This is a genomic window from Nitrospirillum guanabarense (genome assembly GCF_034653355.1).
Taxonomy (GTDB): Bacteria; Pseudomonadota; Alphaproteobacteria; order Azospirillales; family Azospirillaceae; genus Nitrospirillum.
Genome location: NZ_JAYEER010000004.1, coordinates 918,069 through 935,055 on the forward strand (window position 1 = coordinate 918,069; position 16,987 = coordinate 935,055).

Here is a 16,987-nt window from a genome sequence, read left to right on the forward strand (position 1 = left end):
ATCCGCAACTTTCAAGGGAGAGTCTCGCGGAAAATCCCCGCCAGACGGATCGGTGCGAAGCCGCGGGGGTGGAACCTCCATTGATGAGGCTGTCCCATGGCGAAGCGTCTTCCCGCGGTCGATGCCCCCTTGCCGGGTATTGAGCACATCGTCGTGCTGATGCTGGAAAACCGATCCTTCGACAACATTCTGGGCACCCTGCCGTCGTCCCCGGAATTCTGGGGACTGCCACTGACGAAGACCAATACCTATACGGACAAGGATGGCCTGTCCTGCACCGTGCCGGTCACCAATCAGCCCCCGTCCGGCCAGAGTGTTTTCGTCGCGCCCAATCCCGACCCGGGTGAGCCTTATGACGACATGACGGCCCAGATTTTCGGCTACCAGCAGGATGGCACCCCCATCGACCCCTGCAAGGACACGGACGCGAAGGCCACCATGGCGGGCTTCGCCCAGAATTATTATGACGTGGCGGAAGGGAAGGGCGGGGTCGCCGGCGACATCATGACCTACTTCACGCCGGACCAGGTGCCGGTGAGCAGCTATCTTGCCGGTCAATACGCGGTGTGTGACCAGTGGTCCGCGTCCGGCCCCGTGCAGACCTTCCCCAACCGGCTGTTCGCCCATTGCGGCACGCCTGGGGCGTGGCATCTGCCCTTGGACCGGAACCTGCACGCCTTCCTGAACGACATTGATTACCTGCCGTTCCTGCCGCTGGCCGACCGGACCGTGTTCGAGTTGCTGGACCAAGGTGCCGCGAAGCCGGATCCGGCCAATTGGAAGGTGTACTTCCACGATGTGTCGCTATCGGCCGTGCTGACCAAATACGTGGCCGATGCCTTCCTCGACGCTTCGCCCTGTGTCGCCAGCTTCGACGGCAGCGACTTTGATCCGCCCTTCGGGACCACCTTCGCCCAGGATGTGCTGGACGACACCCTGCCGGCCTACGCCTTCATCGAGCCGCGCTACTACGACAACGTCTCCGGGTCAGGTGGCCCATCCAACAGCAACCACCCGGGCAATAGCGGCATCCTGGGTGAGGCGCCGGCGCGCAGCGTCGCTGATGGCGAGCAACTGGTCCTGGACGTCTTCGCGGCGCTGGTCGCCAATCCGGCGGTGATGGCGAAGACGTTGTTGATCGTCACCTATGATGAGCATGGCGGCGTCTATGACCATGTGCCGCCGCCCTCCGGCGCGGCGGAGGGGGTCGTCTCCCCGTTTCCGGGGGACGCGATGCCGGTCAACTTCGATTATTGCCGGCTGGGAGTGCGGGTGCCGACCTTCTTCTTCAACCCCTGCATCCCGCCCAACACCCTGTTCCGCCCAGCGGCGGACAATACGCATTTCGACCACACCAGCCTGATCGCGACGGTGCGCGACCAATTCGGATTGGGCGCAACCTTGACCCCGCGGGATGCGGCGGCGCCGACTCTGGTGGGGCTCATCCCCGCCGGCGCCACGCCTCAGGACGAAGACTATACCCAGCGTCTTCGCACGCTGCAGGCGGCGGTGACGACGTTGGCGCCGGGTAAACCTGGCAAGCCGGTGTCCCGGCCCGATCCCGTGAAATGGCTGGCGGAGATCATCGAATGGCTGTTGAAGGCCCGCCGCCAGGCCGCGGGTCTGTAGGCGTGAACCGCCAAGCGCGGGCCCTGGCCCCAGCCCCCGCGGTCGCGTAGACTGCCCCCCATGTTCACCACCTTCTTCTTCGAGCTGCGCCAGGCCCGCATTCCCGTCACCTTGCGGGAATACCTGGCCTTGATGGAGGCCATGTCCGCCCATGTCGCGGGCTACAGCGTCGAGGACTTCTACCACCTGTCGCGCACCATCCTGGTGAAGGATGAGCGTAACCTGGACCGTTTCGACGTGGTCTTCGGCCATGTCTTCAAGGGGTTGGAGGGGGCGGCGGCCGGGGACGGCGGCGACGTCGCCGCGCGCGACCTGCCGGAGGAATGGCTGCGCAAGCTGGCCGAGCGGCACCTGAGCGAGGAGGAGAAGGCGCAAATCCAGGCCCTGGGCGGCTGGGAAAAGCTGATGGAGACATTGGCGCAGCGCCTGCAGGAGCAGCACGGCCGCCACCAGGGCGGCAGCAAGTGGATCGGCACCGCCGGCACCTCTCCCTTCGGCGCCTATGGCTACAATCCGGAGGGCGTGCGCATCGGGCAGGAGGGCAGCCGCCACCGCCGCGCGGTGAAGGTCTGGGACCGTCGAGAGTTCCGCAACCTGGACGACACGGTGGAACTGGGCACCCGCAACATCAAGGTGGCGCTGCGCCGCCTGCGCAAGTTCGCCCGCACCGGTGCGGCCGAGGTGCTGGACCTGCCCGACACCATCCGCGCCACGGCGGCCAACGCCGGCCATCTGGACCTGAAGCTGCGCCCCGATCGGCACAACGCGGTCAAGGTGCTGCTGTTCCTGGATGTGGGCGGTTCCATGGACGACCACATCCGCCTGTGCGAGGAGCTGTTCTCCGCCGCCAAGGGGGAATTCAAGCACCTGGAGTATTTCTACTTCCACAACTGCGTCTATGAGGGCGTGTGGAAGGACAACCGCCGCCGGCGGACGGAGCAGATGTCGACCGTCGACGTGCTGCACACCTACCCGGCCGACTACAAGCTGATCTTCGTGGGCGACGCCAGCATGAGCCCCTATGAGATCACCCATCCCGGCGGGGCGGTGGAGCATTGGAACCAGGAGGCGGGGCAGGTCTGGCTGAAGCGCCTGCTGGACGTCTACCGCCGCGCCATCTGGCTGAACCCGGTCAGCGAGGGCCACTGGCCCTACACCGCCAGCATCGGCCTGGTTAAGAATTTGATGGAGGGCCGTATGTACCCCTTGACCCTGCAGGGGCTGGAGGCGGGCATGCGGGAACTTAGCCATTGATTTATTAACGTTTCTTGGCGCCCACCCACGCAAGTGCAGGGGGGCAGGGACGCCCAAAGCACAGTTGCCGCGCCGGGCGTCCCGGCATAGTGTCCGCGCGGGCTCAAAAATTTTGAGCCGGACGCGGGCGGCCTTCCCAGACCGTGCCCCAAACCGCGCCCCCAAAACCGCGCCATGTCCCCCGATGGTTGGGGAAAGGCGCCAGTGCCAAGGATGAAAGAGAAGATGAATTCTCCGACCAAGATCACCATCGCGCGCGGCGACGGTATCGGCCCCGAGATCATGGACGCCACCCTCGAGGTGTTGGCCGCCAGCGGCGCCAACCTCGAGTATGAGGAAATCCAGATCGGCGAGAGCGTCTACCGCCGGGGCATCATGAACGGCATGGAGCCCAGCGCCTGGGAAAGCCTGCGCCGCACCAAGGTGTTCCTGAAGGCCCCCATCACCACCCCGCAGGGCGGCGGCTACAAGTCGCTGAACGTGACCATCCGCGGCGCCCTGGGCCTGTACGCCAACATCCGCCCCTGCGTCTCCTACTCCCCCTTCGTCGCCACCAAGCACCCGTCCATGGACGTGGTCATCGTGCGCGAGAACGAGGAAGACCTGTACGCCGGCATCGAATACCGCCAGACGCAGGACGTGACCCAGGCGGTGAAGCTGATCTCCCGCCCCGGGTCGGAAAAGATCATCCGCTACGCCTTCGAATACGCGCGGGCCAACCATCGCCGCAAGGTGACGGCCTTCGTGAAGGACAACATCATGAAGATCTCCGATGGCCTGTTCCATCGGGTCTTCGACGAGATCGCCGCCGAGTATCCGGACATCGAGGCGGAGAGCATGATCGTCGACATCGGCGCCGCCCGCCTGGCGGACACGCCGGAGCATTTCGACGTCATCGTCACCCTGAACCTGTACGGCGACATCATCTCCGACATCGCCGCCCAGATCACCGGCTCGGTCGGCCTGGCCGGTTCCTCCAACATCGGTGACCAGTGCGCCATGTTCGAGGCCATCCACGGCTCCGCCCCCACCATCGCCGGCAAAGGCATCGCCAACCCCTCAGGCCTGCTGCTGGCCTCGGTCATGATGCTGGTCCACATCGGCCAGTCGGAAGCGGCCGAGCGCATCCATAACGCCTGGCTGAAGATGATCGAGGACGGCATCCACACCGTCGACATCTTCAAGCGCGGCGTCAGCAAGGCCCGCATCGGCACCCGCGACTTCGCCGCCAACCTGATCGACCGCCTGGGCGACCGTCCGGCCACCCTGGTGCCCGCCAGCTATCCGGCCGGCGTCGCCAGCAGTTTCAGCGGCATCGCCCTGAAGGGCGCCCCGGCCCAGACCAAGAAGCTGGTGGGCGTGGACGTGTTCCTGGAGCGCAAGGGCGGCACCGGTGACGACATGGCGGCGCTGTTCCAGCCGTTGATCCCCGCCGGCCTGAAGCTGGTGATGGTGTCCAACCGCGGCCAGAAGGTGTGGCCGGACGGCGCGCCGGAAACCTTCTGCACCGACCACTGGCGCTGCCGCGTCATGGCCGACGGCGCCGAGGAGCTGAAGCACGGCCAGGTGGCCGAGCTGCTGGCCCGTGTCGCCAAGGAAGGCCTGGATTTCGTCCAGAGCTCCAACCTCTACACCTTCGACGGCGCCAACGGCTTCTCCGCCGCGGCCGGCCAGTAAGGCCTGTATGTGAAGGGCGGGCATGGGAGCGTTCCCATGCCCGTCGCCATTTCGGGCGCTTCCCGTTGCTTCTTAACCCCCCTTTAATGGGGGTGGGCGACAGTGGGCCCGCTAGGAATAGTGGCTGTGCCTGGGATATACCCACTAAGGAGAGGGGCTGCGGGTTTTTCTAGGTTGCCTGCGGATCTCATGAGTGGATTCTGTACCCGTGGTCAAAAAACGAGTTGGAATCACCTGTTCAGGCTTTGGCAAGTTTGGTAGTGTCACACGCATCTCGATACCAAATCTTGTTGATGGGAATTTCCCGGTATCGACTGCTGGAGCGGGACGCTCGGCGGTGACGGCATGTTTTTGCGCGCCCGCCGATCTCGGGGGCTAAGGAGCGAGGGCTTCGATGGAAGAAGAAAAAGCGTCGATGAGTTGGACTGACGAGCGGATCGAGCGCCTGCGCCAACTGTGGGGCCAGGGCATGAGCGCCAGCGAGATCGCCGATCTGCTGGGCAACGTGACCCGCAACGCGGTGATCGGCAAGGCGCACCGGCTGGGCCTGTCGGGTCGGCCGTCGCCCATCAAGAAGAAGCCCACGCGCGGTGCGACCATCCTGTCGCTGAACGAGCGCATGTGCAAATGGCCGGTCGGCGATCCCAAGCACGCCGATTTCCATTTCTGCGGCTGCCCTTCGCTGCCCGGCATGCCCTATTGCCGCGAACACGCGCAGATGGCCTACCAGCCCGCCAAAAAGCGGGATGACGAACGCAAGTTGGTCATGGCCTGAGGACGCCTTACACGCGATGTACAAGCAAACCCCCGCCGGCGACGGCGGGGGTTTTGTTTTTGGGAGGCTGTCATGGGGCATACTTGAACGTGAAAATCCCTCCGTACACTGGTCACGGTGAACGAAGAGACGAGCAACTGCATGAGGGCGACCGAGCATGGGGAGGATGCCTTGATCGACGCTGCAGGCCAATGGACAAGAACCTGATATGAGGCGGTACCGACCAGGTAGAGCGGTCAAGCGACTGCGAATCTTTTGTGACCAAGGGACGATGGCGTAAATCCGGCGACTGTGCGTAGCGGATTACCCCGATCCGGAAGGACCGAACGAGGGGGCGTGCCTGCTGCCTGTCGATGTGTGGGGTACTCCGTCAGATGCCCGCGAGCGGGGCGACCGAGGAGGGGAAGGTGAAGCTTTGCCTGCTCTCTCCGGCAGCGATGGAACCGACCGCCTCGGCACAAAACCAAGCGGACGCGGGGCAACTTCAACCCCTCGAACCACATCCGGCGCGGACCTGCATGCCGGGTAGGGTGGCGGGGCGATCCACAGATGAGCGCCTTATCCCGATTATGCGGCCGGCGTCAGCACTGTGTCCTGCCGGACATGTCGAACACATCGGACATGCCGGACACTGGTTGGTTTGGCCGGAGCGAATCCATAAATCATTGGAAATAAATAACTAATTATTTGGCATGAGGAATGCTTAGACGTTCCGGTGCCCATTGGCGCCGCTACACGTAAAAATCGCATTAATTTTTGAAAGAGAGACGAACATGAGCCAATCAACCGTAATTTTGACTTGCACGCCGAACTCTTCAATCGAAGGCGACGGTTTCCATGTCATGGCCAGTGTGGGCGGCGGTCCCTTGCATGATTTCCAGATTGATACCGGTTCTTCTGGTATGGCTATTGGCGCGGCGACTGCCGGCAATTATACGGACTTTCCTTGCTACGGAACCGGGGCAGTTCCAATATGAGCCTAGTGGGAACTTACTTAAGGGCACTTGGTATCTATTGCCCGTGACCTTGTACAGCACGACGACAACTAATAATACGACGACCTACTCCCAGGCTGCGATCAGCCAGTGCATGGTCTTGGTTGTCGACAGCTATACGGATGGCAAGACCGGTAAAACGTCGAGCGACTACGGCGGCGGTATGATGGGGGTTTCCGCGAAGAGCGAGAACATCAACTATAATGTTTTGCTCAATGCCTCGATCCCTGGAACCGCTGGCGCACCTGCGACCCCGTTAGCTCCGGCTTATGTCCTTGACGATGGTGCGGATGGTTTGACCTGCACCATCGGTCAGACCCACACGTCAGGCGATGGTTTCGCTGTGGTCAATCTCCAGCCGGTCACCGCTCCACTGCTGCCCGAATTGACCTATCCCAGCATCCTGCTCACCCCCAATACCACCTCAACCACATGGGCGATGCCCACGGTGATCGGAACGTTCACAATGGGGACTTCCGTGATTAGTGTGACGGCTGCGTTCGAGCTAGATACGGGAATTGATGGGATGCTGGTGGCTGTGCCGTCGGAGACATTTCCATCAGGCTTTACGGACACTGCCAATTCCGCAGGGAAGGCGGCCTTTGTCGACGGTATTATAGTCAATATTACAGTGCCTGGAACTGGATCTGGTCTTGAATTAACTGGTGCCTCTGTTCGCCATTACACCTTCACGACTGGAAGTGGCACGCCTGATTCCGCGCCAGCATTCACTACTCTCATGCCGCCGCCAACGGATACTTTGGGGGATATGGTGAGAATCAACACAGGTATCCATCCGCTTATCGGTTATCAGTATTTGTACGATGCCCAGAATGGTGTCATCGGCATGAAGTCCAACAAGACCTGACGCAGATTTCGCTTTAATTTCGACGATTTAAGGTTACGGCGAGGCGTGCCGAGAGGAAACGATGGCCTGCCTCGCCGCACCGAATCCTGGACAAGTGGCAATCAAAGAAAACGCCGGGCGGTGGTGTGCCGCCCGGCGTGTCCCGTCTCAAACCGTCAGAAGATCTCAGGCGTCGAAGCCCATGGCCTTGCGCAGGTTCTCGTCCAGCTTGGCCAGGAAGTCCTGGGTGGTCAGCCAGGGCTGGTCCGGGCCGATCAGGATGGCCAGGTCCTTGGTCATGAAGCCGAACTCGACCGTCTCCACGCACACCTTCTCCAGCGTCTTGGCGAAGTTGGTCACCTCCGGCGTGCCGTCGAACTGGCCGCGGTAGGCCAGGCCCTGCGTCCAGGCGAAGATGGAGGCGATGGGGTTGGTGGAGGTGGGGCGGCCCTTCTGGTGCTCGCGGTAGTGGCGGGTCACCGTGCCGTGGGCGGCCTCGGCCTCCACGGTCTTGCCATCGGGGGTCAGCAGCACCGAGGTCATCAGGCCCAGCGAGCCGAAACCCTGGGCCACGGTGTCGGACTGCACGTCGCCGTCGTAGTTCTTGCAGGCCCAGACGAAGGCGCCGTCCCACTTCAGGGCGGAGGCGACCATGTCGTCGATCAGACGGTGCTCGTAGACGATGCCCTTGGCCTTGAAGCGCTCGGCGAACTCGGCGTCAAAGATTTCCTGGAAGATGTCCTTGAAGCGGCCGTCATAGGCCTTGAGGATCGTGTTCTTCGTGGACAGGTACACCGGATAGCCGCGCTGCAGGCCGTAGTTGAAGCAGGCGCGGGCGAAGCCGCCGATCAATTCGTCCAGATTGTACATGCCCATGGCCACGCCGGCCTCGGGGAACTTGAACACGTCGTAGGTGATGGCCTCGCCGCCGTCGTCGGGCGTGAAGGTCATGGTCAGCTTGCCGGCGCCGGGCACCTTGAAGTCGGTGGCGCGGTACTGGTCGCCGAAGGCGTGGCGGCCGATGACGATGGGCTTGGTCCAGCCCGGCACCAGGCGCGGCACGTTCTTGCAGATGATGGGCTCACGGAAGACGGTGCCGCCCAGGATGTTGCGGATGGTGCCGTTGGGCGACTTCCACATCTTCTTCAGGCTGAACTCGGCCACGCGGGCCTCGTCCGGGGTGATGGTGGCGCACTTCACGCCCACGCCGTACTTCTTGATGGCCTCGGCCGCGTCCACGGTCACCTGGTCGTTGGTGGCGTCGCGATGCTCAATGCCCAGATCGTAGTATTTCAGGTCGATGTCGAGGTAGGGCAGGATCAGCTTGTCTTTGATGAACTGCCAAATGATGCGGGTCATCTCATCGCCATCAAGCTCGACGACGGGATTGGCAACCTTGATCTTCTGCATTCTCAATGCCTTCTGCGTATAGGTAATTTTTATGACAGCCGGCGCCGCGTTTGAGCGCGCCTCGATATGCCAGAGCCGTTTCCCGGGTAAGAAACGACCGCGATTGGGCGACCAGTATATCGGACGGCCGGTATAAGAGCCCATTCGGGCCCGGCGATCAAGCAAGCGGGGCGGGGAACCGGCGTGCGGTCCCCGCAACGGTGTCCCCCCGAAGGAATCGGGGCCGGTCGCCCTTGAAACAGCCTACAGCCGTTCCACCGCGATCTTCTGCAGGGCGTCCGGCGCCCGGCGCAGCGCCGGCAGGATGCCATGGACGCTGTCGACGAAGGTGAAATAGCTCTCGATCTCGCCCCGGCCGAAGCCGGTGGCCCGGATGTGGGTCAGCAGATCCCGCAGCGGGTCCCAATAGCCGTCGATGTTGGCGATGACCACCGGCTTGTCGTGCAGGCCCAGCTGGCGCCAGGTGATGATCTCGAACGCCTCGTCCAGGGTGCCCAGGCCGCCGGGCATGACGATGAAGGCGTCGGACTTCTCCACCATCATGCGCTTGCGGGTGTGCATGCTGTCCACGACGTGCAGCTCGGTCAGGCCGCTGTGATCCACCTCGCGCGCCTGGATATGGTCGGGGATGATGCCCACCACCTCGCCGCCCGCCGCCAGGGCGGCGTCGGCGGTGATGCCCATCAGGCCGACACGGCCGCCGCCATAGACCAGCCGCAGGCCGGCGTCGCCGATCAGGGTGCCCAGGTCGTGGGCGGCCTTCTTGTATTCCTCGGACACCTGGCCCGAGGACCCGCAATAGACACAGACGCTACGCACCTTGGACATTCCTCTCATCCTCATGGAACGGTGGGGATGGGATGAAACCACCTCATCCCCGCCCGGGATGCCGCCGTCCGATGGCTGCCAGCGGGGCTTGCCGGACGGGTGACGGCCCGTTACACCATCCTTGCGAGCCGACTGCAAGCCATCCGGCAGGCCGTGCAAGGCGGCGAATGGCATTAGGCGACCCGGACGGGTGGCGGGCAAGGCCATAGAGATAAGTGGTTACAATCAGGGCAGGAGAGAAGAATGCCGCGTGTTTTTCGTGATGTGCCGCAAGCCTTTCGCGCCAGCCGCCCCTGGGGTCGCCCCTGGGACCGCCCGCTGCGGATCGCCGCCGGCCTGGCTATCGCCATCGCCCTCCTGGGCGGCGGCGTGGCCCACGCGGCGCTGGAACCGGCGGAAATCGTCAAGGCCCGCCAGCAGGACATGAAGAAGCTGGGTGGCGGCATGAAGGTTTTCATGGGCTATCTGAAGGATGACAAGGGCACGGCGCAGGACGTGGCCGCCGCGGCAGCCGCCATGGAGGCCGTGACCAAGGGCCTGCCCGACCAGTTCACCGACGGCACCGCCGTGGGCGTGGGCGAAAGCGAGGCCCTGCCCATCATCTGGCAAGATAACGCGAAGTTCCGCCAGGGCTTCACCGACCTGGCCCAGGCGCTGGACAAGATCCTGGCCCTGCCGGCCACCGCCGACAAGGCCGCCATCGGCCCGGTGGTGCAGGCCGTAGGCGGCACCTGCAAGCAGTGCCACGACACCTACCGGCAGAAGAAGTAAGCCGGGCATGACGCCCAAGAGTCAGGGCGGGGCTCCCGGGGAGCGCGTCCCCATCTGGGACCTGCCCATCCGGCTGTTCCACTGGCTGCTGGTCGCCGATTTGGCCGGGCTGTGGTGGACGGCCACCCATGACAATCTGGCCCTGCATTTCAAGCTGGGCTACGCCGCTTTGGCCCTGTTGCTATTCCGCCTGTTCTGGGGGGTGATGGGTAGCGACCAGGCGCGCTTCGCCCGCTTCCTGAAGGGACCGGCGGCGGTGCTGCGCCATGTGCGCCACCTGGCCACGCCCGGCCCCCTGCCGCCGCAGCGTGGTCACAACGCGCTGGGCGGTTGGGCCGTCGTCATGCTGCTGCTGGTGCTGCTGGCCCAGGTGGGCACGGGCCTGTTCGCGGTGGATGACGACGGGATGGAGGAGGGGCCGCTGGCCCATCGCGTCAGCGCATCGGTCGCCAAACTGGCGCGGCGACTGCACCACGCCAACTTCAGCCTGATCCAGGTGGTGGTGGCGGTCCATGTGATGGCCGTGTTGTTCTACCTGGTGGTCAAGCGCGAGAATTTGGTGCGCCCCATGGTCACCGGCTGGAAGCGCCTTACGTTCCTGCCCGGCGCGGACGTGCGGGAGGGCGCCCGGAACGCCGACCGCCATGGCTGGGTGCCGCTGTGGCGGGCGGGCCTGCTGGCCGCCATCGCCGCCGGTTTGGTGGCGGGTCTGGTCGTTTTCGCCTGAGGCGGCGATCTTCCAGGCTTGATCGCGCGGGCGCCACCGGGCTATTCCGGGACAGCACCCGGGGTCTATCCCAGGATCGTTGGGGGGCTCATGAACCGGCGGCCGGGGCTCTGCCGCCGGGAGAATGACAAAGGAACCGACTGTGACGCAGAACAAGGTCATTGCCGCCGTCGTCGGCGTGGGCGCGCTGGCGCTGCTGGTCTGGGGCTTGTCCCACATGCAGGCCGACCGCACCGCCGGCACGACGCAAACCCCCGCCCCGGCGGTGGCCGAGGCCCCGTCCGGCCCCAGCGCGGTTCCCACCTTCGACGTGGTGCGCGTCAGCCCCGACGGCACGGCGGTCATCGCCGGCCGCGCCATGCCGGGCGCCGCCGTCACCATCTCCGATGGCGACAAGGAGTTGGGCACCGTCACCGCCGACAAGCGCGGCGAGTGGGTGCTGACCCCCACCCAGGCGCTGACCCCCGGTTCGCGCACCCTGTCCTTGAAGATGAAGACGGCGGAAGGCGCCGAGGTCGCGGCCGATGAGACGGTGACCCTGGTGGTGCCCGACGCCAAGCGCGACATCGCCGGCCGCAAGCAGAACGAGACGGGCGGCGCCTTGGCCGTCGTCACCCCGCGCCAGGGCGGCAGCCGCGTGCTGCAGAGCCCGGTCAAGACCGACAAGTCGCTGGCCGTGGCCATCGACACCATCGACTACAACCGCGCCGGCGCCGTCACCGTGGGCGGCGACGCCCCGGCCAAGGCGGAGGTGCAGCTGTACCTGGACAACACCCTGGTCGGCCACGCCACGGCCGACCTGCAGGGGCGCTGGTCCATCACCCCGGAACGCCTGGTCGACCCCGGCCGCTACACCCTGCGCGTCGACCAGGTGGGGGCCGACGGCAAGGTGGCCGCCCGCGCCGAGGTGACCTTCGAGCGCCAGCCCATCGCCGACAGCGACAGCCGCGCCGTGGTGGTGGTGGCCGGCAACAACCTGTGGACCCTGGCCCGCCACCTCTATGGCGAGGGTATCCAGTACACCACCATCTTCGACGCCAACCAGGACCAGATCCGCGACCCCAACCTGATCTACCCCGGCCAGATCTTCATCCTGCCGACCACGACCGGGCAGGCGGGCGGCGGGCAGGCTGGTGGCGCCGGCGGGCATCACTGATCATAGAGCTTGGGGGCGGCCCGGGCTTCAGGGGCCACCCTGCAATTCCAGAGTCAGCCCGGTCACCCGGGCGGACGCGGCGCGGGGGGGCGCCTGGCCGAGCGGCACCAGAATGATCGTCACTTGCGGGGGGGCTTGGATCAGGGTCCGCAGGCCGCCAGCGCCGTGTCCGGCCAACGCCGTCCGCAAATTGATGACGAAGGATAAGGGCGGCGCCCCCGGCGGCGGGCTGCTGGGGAAGAAGGCGACGTTGCCCAGGTAGCCGGGGGCGGAGTCTGGAGTTTCCGCCGTCGCCTTCGGCTGGTTCAGGAACAGGCGCAGGCCCAGCCCGACGTCCGCCGGGTTGCGCACCGCGCCGATCTCGACGCGCAGACTTATGTCGGGGCCCGGCCGGGTCAGGATTTTCAGGCCGTCCTTGGGGGCGGTCCCCCGCCAGGTCGGCCTGAGGGTCAGCGGCCTGTTGAGGGGCAGGTCGGCGGGCGTGGTGGCTAGCGCTGGTGTCGTGGCCAAGGCGAGGAACAGGCCGAGGATGCGCGCCCGCCAGCGCTGGCGGGTGCTCGGCGGAAGATCGCGCGGCTTCCCGTTCATCCGGTCCGTTCCTGTTGGGGCCCTTGGCGTTTCCGTGGCGCCGGGGGCGTCACGGAAACGCGACTGGTCCTTATATGGCGACGATCTTGACCGATGCCACGGTCAGCTTGGACGCCGCCTTGTCGTCGTTCAGGGCCACGGGCACGATGGTAACCGCGTTTTCCCGCCCCTCCTTCAGGTTCAGGGCTTCCGCCTTCTCGGTCACGTCCAGCACGAATGTGACGGTGTGGGGGCCGCCGTGGCCAGCGTCATGGGTGCCGAAGAAGGCGACGAAACCGACATAGCCTTTGTCCTCCACCGGTGTGCTGGCGTCGGCGCCGGGCGTGTCGATGAACAGGCGCAAGCCTACGCTGGGGTCGGTCGGTGGCACCACCTTCTCCAGGATCATGTAGTAGCGGGCCTGGGGTGACGGCGTGGCCGTGGTGGCCCGCAGGTTGGGCGTGACCGACCGTTTGACAGGTGCCGTCTCGGGCTTGCCGATGGCGGTGGTGATGGCCGCGCTGCCCGCCAGCACGAAACCATCCAAGGGATTGCCCCCCGGGGGAACGGTGGCGACGGGGCTGGCCGCCAGGGCGGCCACGGCTTCAGCCGCCAGGTTGGGCGTGCGGCCGTTGTCATAGATGTAGCCCAGGGCCTCGGTGGATAGCTGGTTCTTCACGATTGGGCTGATGGGCGTGCCGTTCGGCAGGTAGAAGTTGTTGGGGAAGGTGAAGTCCCGCCACAGCGCGTTCGTCTCATCCGTTCGGCCCATGCTGCGCCAGACGGACCACAGCCGGTCAACGTTGCAATGGTGTAGCCAGAAGATGGGGTCCAAGGGCGACATGTAGTTGCCCATGTTGCCGCCGATGGTGCCGTGCACGGTGTTGTGCGGCGTGCCTTCCAACGCGCCGGTGCCGCCACCGGCCCGCTGCCATTTGTTGTCCAGGTTGTTCTGGCCCGAGGGCATGTAGCTGCCGAAGGCTTGATAGTTGGTTTGGCTCAGCACCTGGCTGTTGATCACCGGCAGGCCGACGGCGCTGGCCGGCATGGGCGTGCTTGCGGTCACCCGCCGGGTGGTGTCGTTCAGCGAGCCGGTCCAGAAAGGGGCGGGAATGGTGGGGCCCGTGGTCCAGTTCCAGTAGGGCAGCGCGAAATCCGCCTTCTGCGCCACGTCGCGGATGATGTTCTCGAACGCGACCAGATAGGCGCGATGCCAGGGCAGGAAGTACCAGTTGCCATGCGGGCAGTGGTTCTGGTGGATGCTCGCCTGCACCCGCCAGTTTCGTTTGTCGCTGGCCGGGATCTTGTCCTTCATCTGACCCACGGCGGCGCGATAGATGTCCAGATCTTTCTGCGCGGCGGAGTCCGTGACGTTGCGCCGAACCACCGTCGCCGCCTGGGCAACGACGGGTAGGCCGTCGATGACGGCGACACCGCCAATGGCGCCAGCGTACTGGATTAGGCGGCGGCGATTAATTTCAAGGTTCATTTTCAGCCCCTGGTTGTGTTTCGGGGCACTATGCGCTTGCCGCGCGCAAAACGCGCCAGGGCGTACGGACTACCACTTGAAGGGGTATTCCAATCAACAGATCAACTTAATGGATTTACAAATAGCTGCCGAAGATGCGCAGGTAGGGCCGCGCCTCCTGGATGAACTGCACCGTCTCATACATCAGGTCGGTCAGGCTGACATGGCCCGGCACGTCCTGCTGGCTCAGCACCAGCACCTTCTGCTGCTCGTCGACGATGAAGCGGGCGGTGCGCAGGCTGGCGGTGGCGCGCAGGATGGACTGCAGCTTGGCGCGCTTCTCCGGCGCCTCGATCGTGTAGGGCAGGAAGCCGACCTCGGCCCAGATCTGGAACAGGGTGCTTTCATCCCGCGGCGTGATCGAGACGTGGAACAGCAGGCCGTCCAGGTAGAAATGGTGGCGGGAGGGGGAACGGTCGCGGTTGAGGCGAGCCGTGCCATCCTCGCCGAACAGCAGGGCGTCCTTGCCCAGCGGCAGGCCTGCTTGGGCGCTCTGCGCCAAGCCGGCGAGGTTCTGGACGGTGACGATCGCCTGTTCCATTGACTGAACGCCCTCTCAATGCTTTAGCGCCGGTTCGGCAGCAGAACAAACCGGCCTCATGCTTACCCTCAGGCGCCGTTGGCCGTCCACCTTAATCCCCGGGCGCCCCTCGTGAACTGGATAAAGGCGCCCTATTGCCAAGGTGCGCATTGCGGCGCGCGTGAAGCGGGAGCATATCGGCAGAGAACTAACAAGAAGTAAGCGGCCAGTTCCTGGGCACGGGGTGGGAGGACGCGGACTTGAGCAGCGATATGGATGTGGCGGTCCTGGTGGTGGGGGCCGGTCCCACGGGCCTGGCGCTGGCGGCCATGCTGGGCCGCACCGGCGTGTCCGTGCGGGTGATCGACAAGGCGGTGGGGCGCTCCCGGAAATCAAAGGCGCTGGGCGTACACGCCGGCACGCTGGAGGCGCTGTCCGACGTGTTCGGCGTGGGCCTCCCGGCGCGCATGGTGGCCACGGGCCAGCCCGTGCGCACCGTGCATTTCCATCTGGGCGACCGGCGGCCCATCCCGGTGGATATGGGCGGCCTGCCCAGCCCCTACAACTTCGTCCTGGTGCTGCCGCAGGGAGAGACGGAGCGGCTGCTGGCGGAGCAGGCGGCGGCCTTCGGCGTGACCGTCGACTGGAACCACGAGCTGGCCAGCCTGCGGCAGGACGGCGACGGCGTGCAGTGCGAGGTGCGCCGGCCCGATGGCGGCATCGAGCTGGTGCGCGCCGCCTATGTCGCCGGTTGCGACGGCGCCCACAGCGTGGTGCGCCACCAGGTGGGCGCCGGTTTCGCCGGTGGCTCCTATCCCGGCACCTTCCTACTGGCCGACGTGACGCTGGACTGGGGCCCGGGCCACGCGGATCTGGGCCACGACTCCGTGCGCTTCTTCAGTACGGAGGTGGGCGCCATGGCCTTCTTCCCCCTGAAGGATGCGAACCATCCCACGCTGTGCCGCCTGGTGGTGATTCCCAAGGGCGATCCGCCGGTGCCGGAGGCGGAGATCGACCTGGCCGCCTTCAGCACGCTTGCCCGCGCCGTGTCCGGCCTGCCCCTGGTGCTGGGGGAGGCCACCTGGCTGACCCGCTTCACCATCCACCACCGCATGGTGCGGCGGCTGCGCCACGGCCGGGTATTCCTGGCCGGCGACGCCGCCCACATCCACAGCCCCGCCGGCGGCCAGGGCATGAACACCGGCATCCAGGACGCCCTGAACCTGGGTGCCCGCCTGACGGAGACGCTGCGCCGGGGCGGGCGGGGAAGGAAGGACGAGGGCGTGCTGGACCGCTACGCCCAGGACCGCCTGCCCGTGGCGCGTGGCGTGCTGCGCGGCACGGACCTGATTTCCCGCGTCGGCCTACTGGCCGACGGCTGGTGGGGCCGGCTGCTGCGCCGTCACCTCCTGCCCCTGATTATCGGCACCCCTTTCCTGCGGCGGCGCATCGCGCTGACCCTGTCGCAACTGCCGGTGTCGCGCCAGGAACGGCCAGTGCGGCTGGCGGCGCTGGACTAAACCCCGCTGCCGGCCATCTCCCGCGCCACCGCCTCGCCCTTGGCGCGGCGAAAGTCGGCCAGGCGCTTGCCCGGCTCATCCCGGAAGGTCTGGTCCAGCACCTCCGACGCCCGCAGGCGGTCCAGGCGGAAGCAGCGGAAGTCCGCCTTCAATTCGCACCAGGCGATCAGCAGCCACACGGGCCCGAAGAAACTGAGCGACAGGGGGCGGATCGATCGCTCGCTCAGGGTGCCGTTCAGGGTCTCATAGGTGATGCGCAGGTACTGCCGCCGCTGGGCAGCGCGCTTCAACTGCAGCAGGTCCACCGCCGGCGGGTGGCGGGTCACCCATGGGGGCGCCCACAGGATCTCCCGCGCCGCGCTGTCGCGGGCAGCCTTGGGCAGCACGGCCCGGATCTTGGTCAGCGCCATCTCCGCCTGCGCCGCCAGGGCGCCGTCGCTCCAGATGCTCAGCACCCGGGCGCCGAAGGCCAGAATCTCCGCCTCATCCTCCGTCAGGGTCAGGGGCGGCAGGAAATAGCCCTGGCCCAGACTGAAGCCCACGCCGGCTTCCCCCCGGATGGGAACGCCGGCGGCCAGCAGCGCCTCGATGTCGCGATAAACCGTCCGGGCGGAAACCTCCAGGGCCTCGGCCAGGGTGGCCGCCGTCACCACCGGGCGGCTCCGCAGCAGATCCAGTAGGATCAACAACCTCTCCGCGCGACGCGCCATCTTGCCACCATGCTGTCAACAGGCCGACCATAGAATGCATGACGGCGCCGGTTCCCGGGAAGACGGGGCGGGT

Annotated in this window: 16 protein-coding genes; 10 read left to right on the top strand and 6 right to left on the bottom strand. The window is 65.7% G+C overall.

What is annotated here, in order from left to right; all coding sequences use genetic code 11:
• Positions 1-96 precede the first annotated feature (96 nt).
• From UAA55_RS22255 to UAA55_RS22280, 6 genes are all read left to right on the top strand, one after another.
• Positions 97-1,629, top strand: coding sequence for an alkaline phosphatase family protein (locus UAA55_RS22255; RefSeq protein ID WP_322955471.1), 1,533 nt, complete (start codon positions 97-99; stop codon positions 1,627-1,629).
• Positions 1,630-1,689: 60 nt separating this feature from the next.
• Positions 1,690-2,883 (top strand): vWA domain-containing protein, encoded by a 1,194-nt coding sequence (locus UAA55_RS22260; RefSeq protein WP_322955473.1) that lies wholly within the window; start codon positions 1,690-1,692, stop codon positions 2,881-2,883.
• Positions 2,884-3,108: 225 nt separating this feature from the next.
• On the top strand, positions 3,109-4,560 hold the full coding sequence (locus UAA55_RS22265; RefSeq protein ID WP_322955475.1) for an NADP-dependent isocitrate dehydrogenase: 1,452 nt from the start codon (positions 3,109-3,111) through the stop codon (positions 4,558-4,560).
• A 415-nt stretch (positions 4,561-4,975) separates the two neighbouring features.
• Positions 4,976-5,335 (top strand): GcrA family cell cycle regulator, encoded by a 360-nt coding sequence (locus UAA55_RS22270; RefSeq protein WP_004272076.1) that lies wholly within the window; start codon positions 4,976-4,978, stop codon positions 5,333-5,335.
• A gap of 773 nt (positions 5,336-6,108) precedes the next feature.
• Positions 6,109-6,312 carry a hypothetical protein gene (locus UAA55_RS22275; protein WP_322955477.1) on the top strand — a complete coding sequence of 68 codons (204 nt, stop codon included), beginning with the start codon at positions 6,109-6,111 and terminating at the stop codon, positions 6,310-6,312.
• A 43-nt stretch (positions 6,313-6,355) separates the two neighbouring features.
• Positions 6,356-7,198 (top strand): hypothetical protein, encoded by an 843-nt coding sequence (locus UAA55_RS22280; RefSeq protein ID WP_322955478.1) that lies wholly within the window; start codon positions 6,356-6,358, stop codon positions 7,196-7,198.
• Between the two features lie 165 nt (positions 7,199-7,363).
• Here UAA55_RS22280 and UAA55_RS22285 read toward each other — a convergent pair whose 3' ends face one another.
• Positions 7,364-8,587: an NADP-dependent isocitrate dehydrogenase gene (locus UAA55_RS22285; protein WP_322955480.1), complete on the bottom strand. Its 1,224-nt coding sequence runs from the start codon at positions 8,585-8,587 to the stop codon at positions 7,364-7,366.
• 243 nt (positions 8,588-8,830) lie between these two features.
• A complete protein-coding gene (locus UAA55_RS22290) occupies positions 8,831-9,415 on the bottom strand; it encodes an LOG family protein (RefSeq protein WP_322955481.1) in 585 nt (194 codons plus the stop codon).
• 243 nt (positions 9,416-9,658) lie between these two features.
• On the opposite strand from UAA55_RS22290, the gene UAA55_RS22295 reads away from it, so the two are divergent.
• The 3 genes from UAA55_RS22295 (at position 9,659) to UAA55_RS22305 (ending at position 12,069) form a co-directional block, all read left to right on the top strand.
• Positions 9,659-10,186 (top strand): c-type cytochrome, encoded by a 528-nt coding sequence (locus UAA55_RS22295; protein WP_322955482.1) that lies wholly within the window; start codon positions 9,659-9,661, stop codon positions 10,184-10,186.
• Positions 10,187-10,193: 7 nt separating this feature from the next.
• Positions 10,194-10,913, top strand: a complete 720-nt coding sequence (locus tag UAA55_RS22300; protein ID WP_322955483.1) for a cytochrome b/b6 domain-containing protein — start codon at positions 10,194-10,196, stop codon at positions 10,911-10,913.
• A gap of 142 nt (positions 10,914-11,055) precedes the next feature.
• Positions 11,056-12,069, top strand: coding sequence for an Ig-like domain-containing protein (locus UAA55_RS22305; RefSeq protein ID WP_322955484.1), 1,014 nt, complete (start codon positions 11,056-11,058; stop codon positions 12,067-12,069).
• A 27-nt stretch (positions 12,070-12,096) separates the two neighbouring features.
• On the opposite strand, the gene UAA55_RS22310 is transcribed toward UAA55_RS22305, so the two are convergent.
• The 3 genes from UAA55_RS22310 to UAA55_RS22320 form a co-directional block, all read right to left on the bottom strand.
• Entirely contained in the window at positions 12,097-12,657 is a 561-nt protein-coding gene (locus UAA55_RS22310) for a hypothetical protein (RefSeq protein ID WP_322955485.1), read from the bottom strand.
• A gap of 70 nt (positions 12,658-12,727) precedes the next feature.
• Positions 12,728-14,125 (bottom strand): tyrosinase family protein, encoded by a 1,398-nt coding sequence (locus UAA55_RS22315; protein ID WP_322955486.1) that lies wholly within the window; start codon positions 14,123-14,125, stop codon positions 12,728-12,730.
• A 115-nt stretch (positions 14,126-14,240) separates the two neighbouring features.
• Positions 14,241-14,705, bottom strand: coding sequence for a hypothetical protein (locus UAA55_RS22320; protein ID WP_322955487.1), 465 nt, complete (start codon positions 14,703-14,705; stop codon positions 14,241-14,243).
• Between the two features lie 239 nt (positions 14,706-14,944).
• Here UAA55_RS22320 and UAA55_RS22325 point away from each other — a divergent pair, with 239 nt between their 5' ends.
• Complete coding sequence (locus tag UAA55_RS22325; RefSeq protein ID WP_322955488.1) at positions 14,945-16,204, top strand: FAD-dependent monooxygenase; 1,260 nt, start codon at positions 14,945-14,947, stop codon at positions 16,202-16,204.
• Here the strand turns inward: UAA55_RS22325 and UAA55_RS22330 are convergent.
• Complete coding sequence (locus UAA55_RS22330) at positions 16,201-16,890, bottom strand: helix-turn-helix transcriptional regulator (RefSeq protein WP_322955489.1); 690 nt, start codon at positions 16,888-16,890, stop codon at positions 16,201-16,203. The two genes, UAA55_RS22325 and UAA55_RS22330, sit on opposite strands and share 4 nt — an antisense overlap.
• Positions 16,891-16,987 lie beyond the last annotated feature (97 nt).

Bases quoted from the DNA above. Each gene is read 5' to 3' on its own strand.
- UAA55_RS22315 (WP_322955486.1), bottom strand. From the start codon at position 14,125: ATGAACCTTGAAATTAATCGCCGCCGCCTAATCCAGTACGCTGGCGCC.
- UAA55_RS22255 (WP_322955471.1), top strand. From the start codon at position 97: ATGGCGAAGCGTCTTCCCGCGGTCGATGCCCCCTTGCCGGGTATTGAG.
- UAA55_RS22295 (WP_322955482.1), top strand. From the start codon at position 9,659: ATGCCGCGTGTTTTTCGTGATGTGCCGCAAGCCTTTCGCGCCAGCCGC.
- UAA55_RS22285 (WP_322955480.1), bottom strand. From the start codon at position 8,587: ATGCAGAAGATCAAGGTTGCCAATCCCGTCGTCGAGCTTGATGGCGAT.
- UAA55_RS22275 (WP_322955477.1), top strand. From the start codon at position 6,109: ATGAGCCAATCAACCGTAATTTTGACTTGCACGCCGAACTCTTCAATC.
- UAA55_RS22260 (WP_322955473.1), top strand. From the start codon at position 1,690: ATGTTCACCACCTTCTTCTTCGAGCTGCGCCAGGCCCGCATTCCCGTC.
- UAA55_RS22310 (WP_322955485.1), bottom strand. From the start codon at position 12,657: ATGAACGGGAAGCCGCGCGATCTTCCGCCGAGCACCCGCCAGCGCTGG.
- UAA55_RS22300 (WP_322955483.1), top strand. From the start codon at position 10,194: ATGACGCCCAAGAGTCAGGGCGGGGCTCCCGGGGAGCGCGTCCCCATC.
- UAA55_RS22265 (WP_322955475.1), top strand. From the start codon at position 3,109: ATGAATTCTCCGACCAAGATCACCATCGCGCGCGGCGACGGTATCGGC.
- UAA55_RS22290 (WP_322955481.1), bottom strand. From the start codon at position 9,415: ATGTCCAAGGTGCGTAGCGTCTGTGTCTATTGCGGGTCCTCGGGCCAG.
- UAA55_RS22270 (WP_004272076.1), top strand. From the start codon at position 4,976: ATGAGTTGGACTGACGAGCGGATCGAGCGCCTGCGCCAACTGTGGGGC.
- UAA55_RS22320 (WP_322955487.1), bottom strand. From the start codon at position 14,705: ATGGAACAGGCGATCGTCACCGTCCAGAACCTCGCCGGCTTGGCGCAG.